This window comes from Phycisphaeraceae bacterium (assembly GCA_019636735.1).
Taxonomy (GTDB): Bacteria; Planctomycetota; Phycisphaerae; order Phycisphaerales; family SM1A02; genus VGXK01.
This window is the reverse complement of the sequence record JAHBWY010000007.1, coordinates 166,088-177,734: the sequence shown is the minus strand read 5'-3', so window position 1 is coordinate 177,734 and position 11,647 is coordinate 166,088. Positions and strand designations below refer to the sequence as shown.

Annotated in this window: 10 protein-coding genes; 2 read left to right on the top strand and 8 right to left on the bottom strand. The window is 65.3% G+C overall.

Annotation, left to right across the window (positions count from 1 at the left end):
- Genes KF724_11215 through KF724_11185 form a run of 7 tightly spaced genes read right to left on the bottom strand, consistent with a single transcriptional unit; the run spans position 1 to position 7,810 of the window.
- Complete coding sequence (locus KF724_11215; GenBank protein ID MBX3356251.1) at positions 1-780, bottom strand: hypothetical protein; 780 nt, start codon at positions 778-780, stop codon at positions 1-3.
- Positions 777-1,658: an acyl-ACP--UDP-N-acetylglucosamine O-acyltransferase gene (lpxA, locus tag KF724_11210; GenBank protein MBX3356250.1), complete on the bottom strand. Its 882-nt coding sequence runs from the start codon at positions 1,656-1,658 to the stop codon at positions 777-779. Before lpxA ends, KF724_11215 begins: the two co-directional genes overlap by 4 nt.
- Before the next feature lie 3 nt (positions 1,659-1,661).
- A complete protein-coding gene (gene lpxC, locus KF724_11205; protein ID MBX3356249.1) occupies positions 1,662-3,014 on the bottom strand; it encodes a UDP-3-O-[3-hydroxymyristoyl] N-acetylglucosamine deacetylase in 1,353 nt (450 codons plus the stop codon).
- Positions 3,015-3,044: 30 nt separating this feature from the next.
- Positions 3,045-4,106, bottom strand: a complete 1,062-nt coding sequence (gene lpxD, locus KF724_11200) for a UDP-3-O-(3-hydroxymyristoyl)glucosamine N-acyltransferase (GenBank protein MBX3356248.1) — start codon at positions 4,104-4,106, stop codon at positions 3,045-3,047.
- Positions 4,103-4,723: an OmpH family outer membrane protein gene (locus tag KF724_11195; GenBank protein MBX3356247.1), complete on the bottom strand. Its 621-nt coding sequence runs from the start codon at positions 4,721-4,723 to the stop codon at positions 4,103-4,105. The genes lpxD (KF724_11200) and KF724_11195 overlap by 4 nt, the downstream gene beginning before the upstream one ends.
- Positions 4,724-4,752: 29 nt before the next feature.
- Positions 4,753-5,388: an OmpH family outer membrane protein gene (locus tag KF724_11190; protein MBX3356246.1), complete on the bottom strand. Its 636-nt coding sequence runs from the start codon at positions 5,386-5,388 to the stop codon at positions 4,753-4,755.
- A 25-nt stretch (positions 5,389-5,413) separates the two neighbouring features.
- Positions 5,414-7,810: a BamA/TamA family outer membrane protein gene (locus KF724_11185; protein MBX3356245.1), complete on the bottom strand. Its 2,397-nt coding sequence runs from the start codon at positions 7,808-7,810 to the stop codon at positions 5,414-5,416.
- A 170-nt stretch (positions 7,811-7,980) separates the two neighbouring features.
- Between KF724_11185 and lpxD (KF724_11180) the strand changes: the two genes are divergently transcribed.
- A complete protein-coding gene (gene lpxD, locus KF724_11180) occupies positions 7,981-9,069 on the top strand; it encodes a UDP-3-O-(3-hydroxymyristoyl)glucosamine N-acyltransferase (protein ID MBX3356244.1) in 1,089 nt (362 codons plus the stop codon).
- The gene (gcvT, locus tag KF724_11175; protein MBX3356243.1) at positions 9,066-10,214 is read left to right on the top strand and encodes a glycine cleavage system aminomethyltransferase GcvT; all 1,149 of its coding nucleotides are present in this window, start codon (positions 9,066-9,068) and stop codon (positions 10,212-10,214) included. Before lpxD (KF724_11180) ends, gcvT begins: the two co-directional genes overlap by 4 nt.
- Positions 10,215-10,458: 244 nt before the next feature.
- Here gcvT and KF724_11170 read toward each other — a convergent pair whose 3' ends face one another.
- Positions 10,459-11,355, bottom strand: a complete 897-nt coding sequence (locus KF724_11170) for a sigma-70 family RNA polymerase sigma factor (protein MBX3356242.1) — start codon at positions 11,353-11,355, stop codon at positions 10,459-10,461.
- Positions 11,356-11,647: the final 292 nt, after the last annotated feature.

Sequence of the window (11,647 nt, the reverse complement as noted above, 5' to 3'; positions counted from 1 at the left end):
CTACTCGTCGTCATCGCGACACTCGGCGGCGGGTGCGCTGCCGGTGTCGAGATCGTCGAGATCGGCGGCAAAAAGTCGGGGCGGCAGGCGACGCTCGAATCCCTTGGATGCCGTCCGGCAGAGGTCGTGGAGAAGCTGGTGGAGCTTCTCGTGATCGGGGATCGAATCGAGTGACGCGAGCACATGATCGATCTGGCGATCGAGGTCGAGGCCCGTATCAAGCAACTCGATGGCGGCATCGCCCAGCGCTTCCATGCCCGCCACGAACCACTCGATCGTCGGTTTCTTCGGCTGCTTCGGAGGCGGGACCTTCGCTCGGATGGTGATGGCGCCGATCGCTACCAGCGGCCAGCGCTGGAGCTTGGTGAGCGGCTCCCGGCAGAGCACGGCGGCGCAGACCTCCTGGCGGAGCGATGAAAGGCGAAGGCGCCGCGCGTCGGCACCGACGAGCGGCGGCTGAATGAGGTAGCACCCGGGTTTGACCGTGTCGGTGTCATGAACCGCGTCCTCGACGATCACCACGCGCCTTGAATCAAGGGCCTGCTCACGACGGAGCCGACGCGCTTCCTGGAGCGGCAGAGTGACGCGGGCCATCGTGTCCCACTGTTCGCTTCGACGGGCGAGCGTGAGAGCTCGATGCGCCAATCGCTCTGCCTCGAACCAGCGCCCAGCGCGGAGGGCTTTCTCGGCGAGTTCCATCGACTCGTCAATGTTCGGCGCGGCGCGGGAGCGCTCGGGCCCCGGCGCTGTCGTGCCGCTGGGTTCCGTGTCGCTGGTCACGATCGCTCCATGCCGGAGGCGCCGCTCCGCGACGCCGAAGCTTGCGGTGCTCCAACCCGGACGGCGCGCTTGTCATCGGTGCGACGGTTCTCAAGGGCTCGTCCATTGACGCCGGCGCCGGATTCGAGCACCATCGCGCAGAGGAGCTCGACCGGGCGACTCCGCGGGTGGGCTTCCCGGAGCATGGTGACCTTGTCGAGCATGCCGCCGCCGCGCTTCATGAAGAGCAGCTTGAAGGCGTCCCGCATCGCCTCGACATCCTCTTCGGTGTAGCCGCGACGACGCATGAGGACATCGTTGTGCTTGCGCACTTCGGCGGGATTGCCCTCGACCACCATAAAGGGGGGGACATCCTTGGAGCAGCGGGCCATGGCGCCGACGAAGGCGCAGGTACCGACGCGGGCGAAGTGATGAATGCCGGCGCCACCACCGATGCTCGCGAAGTCCTCGACATGGACATGGCCCGCGATCATCACATTGTTGGCGATCACGGTGCCATCGCCGATCACGCAGTCGTGCGCGACATGCGACACGGCCATCAGCAGATTGTCCGAGCCGATTCGCGTCACGCCGCCGCCATTGGCCGTGCCGCGGTGAATCGAGGTGTGCTCGCGAATCTGGTTGCGATCACCGATGACCAGTTGCGTCTCCTCGCCGTGATACTTCAGGTCCTGCGGGTCGCCGCCGACGAGGGCGAAGGGATGGATGACATTGCCGCGGCCGAGTGTCGTGTTCTGGCCGATCACGACATGGGAGCGGACCTCGGTTTCGGCGCCGATCACACATCGGGGACCGATGACGCTCCAGGGGCCCACGGCGACTCCATCGTGGATCTCGGCGGAGGGGTCGACAATGGCGGTGGGGTGGATCTTCGGCATGAATCAGGCCTGTTCGGAATCGACCATCATAAAGCGGATCTGCGCTTCGGCAGCCAGTTTGCCCCCGACACTGGCCCGGCAGTGCACGGTGGCCGATCGGGCGCTGGCACGAAGGGTCTCGGCCTCCAGGATCACCTGGTCGCCGGGCACGATCGGCTTGCGGAGTTTGACTTTGTCGAGGGAGAGCAGCATCGCGACCCGCCCGGTGTGTTCGAGCGTCTGCGAGAGCAGCAGTCCGCCGAGTTGCGCCATCGCTTCAACGATGAGCACTCCCGGCATGATCGGCGTGCCGGGATAGTGACCCTGAAAGAAGGGCTCGTTGATCGTCACATTCTTCACGCCCACGGCCCGTCGATCGCCATCCATTTCGAGCACCCGATCGACCAGCAGCATCGGATAGCGATGGGGCATGATGCGCTGGATGGCTCGTGCATCCATCGCGCGGCCGCTCACGAGCGAGGCGGCGAGATCGGCGGCGTGCATGCGCTCGCGCAGACGCAGGCCCAATCGTCGGTTGAGGCCATGTCCCGAGCGATGGGCAACGACTCGGCAGGCCACCGGTCGCCCGACCAGCGAAAGGTCGCCGATGACATCGAGGATCTTGTGTCGTACGGGCTCATCATCGAAGCGATAGGCGTTCTCGATCGGGCCATCCTCGCCGATCACCAGGACATCGCGCGGCGTGAGATGCAGGCACATGTTCTGATTCCACAGCGCCTCGGCCTCCTCCCGGAGGCTGAAGGTCCTGGCCGGGGCGATCTCGCGGAGGTAATCCTGCCGCGCGGGATCAAAGGAGAAGGCCTGACGCGGAATGCGATGGTCGCGCCCGTAATCGAGATCAAAGAAGACCTTCATTCCATCACCGTCATCGGGGAATGCCGCAATCATCGACTCACCCTCTTCGACGAGGATCGGGGCATCGAGATGGAAGACTCTGCGCGGTGCATCCTGTTCCGCGAATCCCGCCTCGAGGAGCTTCTCGGTGAAGGGCGTCGCCGAGCCGTCGCCGAGGGGGAGCTCCGGTCCGCTCAAGCGAAGAAAGGCATTGTCGATGCGAAGGCCCGCGAGCGCGGAGAGACAGTGTTCCACCGTTTCGATCGTCTCAGTGCCGATCCGGAGCGTGGTGCGTCGCTGGCGGGGCACCACATGGTGCACGCTGGCCGGCGCGGAGATCGTCGGCTTCAGATCCGTTCGTTCGAAAATGATGCCGGTGCCGGCGGGAGCAGGGGCGATCACGAGTTCGACTTCGTGCCCGGTGAGCAGGCCCCTGCCGCGCACGGTCACCTCGCGGGCGAGCGTCCGCTGGCGGTCACTTCGATGCATGACCATGCGTTCAGAGTCGGCGACGGCGCTCATGAGAAGAGGTCGGCCTCGCCTCCAATTGCCTCACGATCGCTCACCCTCCAGCAGGTGACGCAGGCGACGCGACCACTCCGGAAGCTTACGCACTACGGCCGCCTCACGCAATGCAAGACGCGCATCCTGCGCGGGAACGCCCGCCCATGTCGCGCCATCTGGAATGTCGCCCATGACGGCAGCGGTGGCGGCGATGCTGACGCCACGACCGATTGTCAGGTGGTCAGCAATGCCGACCTGCCCGCCAATCTTCGTGCCATCGCCGATCGTCGTACTGCCGGCAACGCCGACCAGCGCGGCGATCACGCACGATCGACCAATGCGCACATTGTGGGCGACCTGGCAGAGATTGTCGATTTTGGTTCCCGCACCAACAACGGTCTCGCCGAACTTGGCGCGGTCGATGCAGGTGCACGCGCCGATCTCGACATCATCTTCGAGGCGCGCGATCCCGAGGTGCGGCACGCGCCGAAGGCCTCGGCCATCGGGTGACGGTCGATAGCCGAAACCGTCGCCACCGACCACGACACCGGCGTGGAGGACCACGCGCTGTCCGAGCGAGCACCGTGCGTGGACCACCGCATTGGCGTGCAGTTCGCACCCGTCACCGATGTCGCCACCGGCGCCGATGCGCACGCCTTCATGCAGCGTGACCCCGCGGCCCACTCGGGCGCCTTCACCGACCGAGACGAAGGCGCCGATGCGCGCGTTCTCGCCGATCGTCGCGGTCGGGTGCACGGCCGCCATCGGATGCACTCCGGGCTCGGGTCGATGCGGCGGGGGAGCGAACGCCTCAAGCAGCGCGATGATCGCGCTCTCGGCGCTTCGCACTCGGATGATCGCACGACCGCGCGCCGCTTCACCGGGATCGAGTCCCTCCGAGAGAATGACGACGCGGGCTCGGGAGTGCTCGATGCGGCGGCAGTGCGCCTCGTCACCCGCGAAGGTCACCTGCTCCGCCGAGGCTCGATCCAGCGCGTCGATGCCTCGAACGGGCAGATCTCCGGGGCCTTCGAGCGTGCCGGAGACGAGCGCCGCGACTTCCCCGGAGGATGCCGGTGGCGAGGAGCGGGCGGACTGCGCAGCGCTCATGGCGTCGCGGAACCGCCGCTCCGCGCGGCGAAGTCGCGATTCATCCGCTCGATCACCGCCTTCGTGATGTCGATTGACGGGTCGACGAAGAGCGACCGCCGTGCGGAGATCTGCTGCATCATCGGCCGAGGATCGGTCGGGGCGAACTGCGGAGTCGCATCGTCGAGCAGCACCAGTTGAATGCCCTGTTCGCGGGCGATCGCGGCACAGGCGAGCTTCACCCGGTCGTAGGTTTCCTTGAGAAGTCGCTCGCTCTCCCGCTCCGTCTTGATCTTGGCGAACTCCTGGTAGGCCCGGAAGCGCCCGATGGCCGCCTCGACCTTGGCCTGAGTCTCGACGAATCCCTGCCCCTGAGGTGAGAAGGCCTGAAGTTCGAGCTGGACCATCTTGACCTCCTGCTCGCGCTTCTGGAGTTCAGACGCGAGCTCGTCGACCATGGCGCTCAGGCGGGCCTCGGCGTCCTTGTGCTCGTTGAGGTTGTCGTAGATCGCTTCGAGGTCGACGACGGCGACGGTCGTCGGTGAGTTGACGCTGCGGAACGCGAGCAATGCTCCAAGAACGAGCAAGGCCGTGATGACGACGCCGCGGTGGCTTCTGAGGGCGCTGAGTGTGTGCATGGATGGGATTCCGGTGGAAGTCGGCGAAGTCATCGCGCCGGGGGGCGTCCGCCGCCGACCGCGTAGGAGTTGTCGAGGCGCGCCCGGAGTTCGTCGGTGATGTCATGCGCCGGACTGGTGTAGAGATATCGTCGGCGGGCGATCTGGTCGAGCGCACGCTGGGTCAATGGCACGCGAGGATCGCCACCCTGCAGATTGAGTTCATCGCCAGGTTCGGCCACCAGAACATAGTCGTAGCCACGGCTCTCGGCGAGTTTTGCCGCTTCCTCGCGCACACGCCGATAGATCTGACGCCACATGAGGCTCGCCTCTCGGTCGAGTTCGCCCTCCTTCATGGCGGCCCACTGCTCCGTCTCCAGTCGAGTGAGCTGCGCCTCTTCCAGCGCGGCGAGCTTCTCAGTGGCATCCTGCATTGCGTTGATGCGGTTCACCATCTCCTCGAGCTTCGCCTTGCGAGCACGAACCTCCTCCATGATGCTGCCCTGAAGATGACGGAGGCGGATCTCCCACTCCGCCTTCTCCTGAAGCTTGTCGATCAACTCGACCAAGTTCACCGTGGCCACGCGCGTCGGCGGCACGGAACGGGAGGCCTGAGCGCCGATCAGCAGGGCGGTGCTGGCGGCCAGGCAGAACCCAAGCACGATCGTCAGGGGGCGGATTCGCATGTCCGCATTGTACGGCCGCGCGAGCTCAGAAGGGCAGGGCGGCCGTGAAGCTGAAGACCTGCTCGATGTCGGAGTCCTGCTTCAGGATCGGCCACGCGAGGTCGAAGGCGATCGGTGCGGGGCCAAGCGCTTCGATGTAGAGGCGAATGCCGAATCCGACGCTGACGCGATACCGGTCGAGGGTGAAGTCGTTGTCGACGGTGCCGGAGTCGACGAAGAGCACGCCGGAGATCAGCTCGCCCAGCAGCGGCTGTTCATACTGGGCACCCGCGAAGAAGAGGAACTGACCGCCGACAGGATTGTTGTTCGGAAAGTCCGGGGCAATGATGTACCCACGGCTCGTGGGGCTGATGGACCTGAACTCGAAGCCGCGGAAGCTCCGACCACCGAGATAGAAGCGCTCGTAGGTGGGGGCGCTGCTTGAGAAGATGTACCCAAGCTGCGAGTTGAGTCGAAGCGTGCTTTTGCGGCCGAGGAAGTCCTCCGACACCGTGAGGAACTGCGTGTATCCGACCCGCGCCGCCGGATAGCTGTACGCCCCACCGAAGGCACCGTAGTAGCTCGCGGAGAAGTCGATCACGGTGCCCCGCGACGGCCGGATCGGGTTGTCCACCGTGTTGCGCGACACGGAGAATGCAGCCACGCTCAGGTAGCTCGGTCCGCGCTCGTCGAAGACCTCGATCGGCGTGAAGGGAGAGAAGTCATCGAGCCTGATGCGCTCGAAGCGCGTGCTCACCGAGGCGCGCCAGAGGTCTCCGAGCGTGCGCGCGAGCGTGAGATTGAGGCCCATGCGCTCTTCGCTGTAGGCGCCGAGGGAGAAGGCCCGGTCCCGGTAGAACGCGCTGACGCCTCCGCCGTAGTCGCTCTCGAACAGATGGGGCTCGGCGAAGCTGATCGAGTAGGTGCTCACATCGACGCCCGGCGCCGCCGTGATGTTGAAGGACTGGCCGGCGCCGCGGAAGGCGCGCCCGGAGATGAACTCCGAGAAGGAGAGGGGCCAGTCTGCAATGTCGAAGTTGGACTGAGAGAGTGAAACCTCTCCGCCGAAACCCTGGTCGGAGCCGATCGAGACTCCGAAATTGAGCGACCCCGTGTTGCGCTCCTTGACCTCGATGAGGACATCGCGGGTGGTCGGGTCATCTTCGGAGGGCGCCTGGGCGGTCACGCGGGCGTCATTGAAGAGCCCGGTGGCGACGAGCCTCGCCTGAGTGAAATCCGCCACTTCTCGGCCGTCGATCGGGCGGCCCGGCTGGATGCGCGCCTGGCGTCGAATGACCTTGTCGCGGGTCAGGAAGTTCCCCTGAATTCGGATCAACCCGGCGTCGTAGGTCTCTCCCGGATCGACCGAAATGAGCATGTCGACCTCGGCCGTCTCGCCGACGCGGTAGTAAGTCTCCTGGACGCGAACATCGATGTAGCCCATCACGCGATGAGCTGTCTCGAGGCTCTGGATCGTCTTGTCGATGAGGTTCCGCTGATAGACATCGCCCGGACGGATGACCATCAGCGCCCGAAGCTGTTCCTGATCAAAGACCTGCCGAAGTTCCGGCGCGTTGCCGAGCCCTTCGAGTCGCACCGAGCGCAGACGGTATTGTCGCCCCTCGGTGATGACGAAGATGAGCTTCGCCTCCTTCTGATCGGGACTCAGCTCGATGCGGCGATCAACGCGCACATCGATGTAGCCGCGATCCCGATAGAAGCGATTGATGGCCGCGACATCGTCAATGAGCTGCTGCTCGTCGATGTTGCCCTTCACAAAGAGGAAGAACCACGGCTTCGTCTTGATCTGCGCCTGGAGCTGCCGCGCTTCGAAGGCCTTGTTGCCCACGAACTCGATGTCGCGAATGCGCACGCGCGGCCCTTCGATGATGCGGAAGATGACGATGCCGGAGTCCCGCAGGCGCGTCTCATCCACCGTGACTTCCACGAGATAGTGGCCCCGATTGCGATAGAGCTCGCGGATTCGGAAGATCGACTGCTCCATGAGGAAGTCGTCGCGAGGACCTCCGGCCACCAGCGGAATGGCCGCGCGAAGCTCCTGGTCCGTCGCGGCAGTGTTGCCCACCGTCTGGATGTCGCGGACCATCGCCTGCTCGGTCATGGAGAAGGTCACGACCACCGTCCCGTCGCTCTGAAGCGTCGCGTCGGCCGCGACCGTCTCAAAGTGACCGAGGCGATAGAGGGTCGCCACATCGTTGCGCACGGCGGCCGCTTCGTAGGGCTGCCCTGCACCGATCCTCAGGTTGTTGCGAACTTCCTGCTCCGTGATCCGGTCGAGGCCGCGGATGACGACGCCGGAGATCGGACGATCGGCGAAGGTCTCGTCCTCCACGCTTTGCGCCGAAGTCGCGGCTGCCAGGTGAAGCGTGACCAGCAGGCCGAGAAGGGCGAAGCGGACCACGCCCCACGCGCCGAGGGGCATGCCATGATGACGGGGCCACTTCGACTCTTGGTGTCGGTGTGTTCCGAGGGAAGCGCCGATCCGTGCGGCGCCTGGCTCCAAGCGTGTCGGGCGCAACGGCGGCATCAAGTCTGCGGGAGAATAGCGGTGACCGCCACGACCTGCTACCGTGATCGTTCCCGCGTCGAACCATGACCATGACGCTTGCCGAACTCGCTTCACGGATCGGCGCCGAGTTGGCCGGCGACGGTTCGGTCTCCATCCGCGGAGTCGCGCCGATCGATCGTGCCGAGCCGGGCGAAGTCACCTTCCTCGCGAACGCGCGCTACACGGCGCATCTGCCCACGACCAAGGCGTCGGCCGTCATCATTGGACAGGGCATCGCCTCTCCGCCCCACCTGGCGCGGCTCGAAGCCGAAGACCCGTACTTCGCGTTTCGGCAAGCGCTGGTGTTGCTGCATGGCGAGCGGGTGCACCCCGGGCCGGCGGATGCCGTCGACGGGGCCGACATCAGCCCCGGCGCGGTGATCCACCCCGAGGCGACGATCGGCGAGGGAAGCCTGATTCACCCTGGTGTGGTGATCGAGCGCGGCGCCTCGATCGGACGCGGATCGGTGCTCTATCCAGGCGCCTATGTCGGCGTCGGAGCTTCACTCGGTGAGGAGTGCGTGCTCTTTCCCAATGCGGTCATCTACGACGGCTGCCGCCTCGGGCGCCGCGTCACGATCCATGCCAACGCGGTCATTGGCTCGGATGGCTTCGGCTACGCGACGCACAAGGGGCGTCACGAGAAGATCCCTCAGACCGGCATCGTCGTCATCGAAGATGAAGTCGAGATCGGCTCGGGGTGCGTGATCGAGCGGGCCGCCATGGAGGAGACGAGGATCGGCGCCGGAACCAAGTTCGCCGATCTCATTTCGATCGGGCATGGCACCCGCATCGGTCGAGGCTGCCTGCTGGTGTCGCTGGTCGGTATCTCCGGAAGCGTCGAGGTCGGCGACTTCGTCGCGTTTGGCGGGCAGGTGGGGGTGACGGGGCACCTCTCGATCGGTGATGGCGCGCGCATCGCTGCGAAAGCCGCAGTGGTCACCGACATTCCCGCGGGCGCTCGCGTGGCCGGAGTGCCGGCCATCGACCTCGAGGCCGCCAAGCGCAACGCGCTGGCTGGGCGCGATCTCTACGGCATGGCGCGGCGACTGCGGGATCTGGAGCGCCAGATCCAGCGAATGCAGCAGAGCCTCGGAAGCCAGGGCGCCGCGGCGCCCAAGGACACCCCATGAGCACCACCACCGAACTCCTGAAGACTCCGCTCCACAAGCTGCACCTCGACTCGAAGGCGACGATGGTCGACTTCGTCGGCTGGGAGATGCCGCTGCACTACGGCTCGATCATGGAGGAGCACCGGCAGACGCGCACGAGCGGCGGCTTCTTCGATGTGAGCCACATGGGGCGCCTGCGATTCAGCGGCCGTCATGCGCGGCGCTTTCTCGATCGCGTCTGCACACGGCAGATCCTCGGCATGGATCGCGGCGCGGTGCGCTACTCGCTCGTCTGCAATGATCGTGGCGGGTGCCGAGACGATGTCCTTGTCTACTGCTTCGACGAGGACGACTACCTGATGGTCTGTAACGCGGCCAATCGTGCGAAGCTCCTCGAGCACTTCGCCCGCGAGAAGGGGGACATGGTCTTCAAGATCGACGATCAGACGCGATCGACCGCCATGGTGGCGGTGCAGGGGCCGAAGGTGATGGAGGTCGTCGCCAGCCTCTCACGCGAGATCCCCGCGCTCAAGCGCTATCGCTTTGTTGAGAAGAGCCTCATGGTGGTGAAACTCATCGTGAGCCGGACGGGCTACACGGGCGAGGATGGCGTCGAGGTCATTCTCGGTGCCACCATGGCGAACCTGGCCCTGAAGATGCTGCTGAAGGACAAGGGTGATGCCGGGGCGCTCATCAAACCCTGCGGCTTGGGCGCTCGCGACACGCTTCGGACCGAGGCGGGCATGCCGCTCTACGGCCACGAGATTTCGGAGGAGTTCGATCCGCTCTCGGCGGGATTGCGCTTCGCGGTCAAGCTCGACAAGGGCGATGATGACGAGCGCGCCGGGCGTTTCATCGGCCAGGAGGCGCTCCGAGCGATCGACGCGAAGGGTCTGTCCCGGACGCTCGTCGGGCTCACGCTCGAAGGGCGCCGCAGTGCCCGGCAGGGCATGAAGGTCTTCCACAGCGATCGGGAGATCGGATTTGTCACCAGCGGGTGCATCAGCCCCACGCTCGAGAAGCCGATTGCGATGGCCTATGTGCCCCCCGATCGCGCCGCTCCCGGAGGCGAGGTGCAGATTGATCTTGGGCGCGAGAAGGTCTCGGCCCAGGTCGGCCCGCTGCCCTTCTACAAGGCGCCCCCGGCGCAGCGCGCGGGACAGTAAGGGAGTGCTTCGAGAGTTCTGCCTCGCCGAGAGTGAGCCAGCAGGACCCGGGCGAGGATGAGCGGCCCCATGAGCGCGCGAGCACCGTGGGTCTCACGCCGTGCGGCATGCGAACTTCGACACAGGAGCGCGATGCACGAGCCGGTCGAGGACGGCGCAGGCCTTGAGTCGACGATGAACTCGCCCCGCGCCATGGCGCAACGGCCGCGATCGATGGCCTATCGGCCGCTTTCCCAGGTTGTCGTCATTGACCGCGACGAGTCTTCGCCGACGCGCCCTTCCGCGTGGTGGGGTCCTGCAGGAAGCGCATCGGGCGATCGTCGTTCAATTGCTGCTGGAGCTTGCGCAGCGCCTCGACCTCGATCTGTCGCACGCGCTCGCGCGTGAGGCCGACCTCTTCACCGATCTGCTTCAAGGTCAGCGGCTCCTTGCCCTCGAGGCCGAAGCGCAGCCGCAGGACGCGGGCATCGCGCTCGTCGATGCTCTCGAGCAGTCGCAACACCACCTGGAACTCCTCGCTCTGGGCGACACAGGAGTCGGGAGGACCGTGACGAGTGTCCTCGAAGAGGTCGGAGAGATCCACCGCCTCGCCATCCTCGTTCGAAGGAACCTGGCTCGGCGCGTGGTAGGCCTTCACTGCGCGGCGGATGATCTGGAGTTTCTTGACCGGGACCTTCATCACCTTCGACAGCTCATTGAGCGAAGGTGGACGCCCAAGTTCCTCTTCCAGCTTGCGAGTCGATTCCTTCCAGCGCGCGATCAGTTCGACCATGTAGGCGGGAATGTGGATCGGCTGCACGGCGTTGATGAGCGTGCGCTTGATCGCCTGCTTGATCCACCAGCTCGCATAGGTGCTGAAGCGGGCGCCTTGGGCCGGGTCAAAGCCCTCGACCGCCCGAATGAGGCCAATGTTGCCTTCCTCGATGAGATCCGCCAGCGGGAGCCCGCGATTGGCGTAGGTCTTGGAGATCGAAATGACGAGGCGAAGGTTCGCCTTGATCATCCGCTCCTTCGCTTCGAGGTCGTTGTCATTGATGATGCGCCAACCGAGATCCTTCTCCTCCTCGGCCGTGAGGAGGGGAACATCGTGGATCTCACGCAGATAGAGTTGAAGTTCCGACTGCAGTGATTGACGCGACATGATGCTCCCTGACCGCCCACCCGAGTCGCGGAACCTCGAATGCTAGGGATGGGGTCGGCAGAATGCCAGCGCGGGGTTGCTCGAAGTTGAGACTGGCATCGGTCTCGCATTCCGGCGCGGATCATGAGGTTGGGTCGTGAGATGTGCCCGGAAGAAGTGGTCCGAGATTCAGGGCGCATCGCTGGCGGAGTGACGAACCGGGCGAGGCGGCGGGGGTGTTCATTTGGAACCCGGGATCCGGCGATGGACCTCCAGTTGCGTTGAGTTCCGAAGCGGCTGAGGACGCGACGCC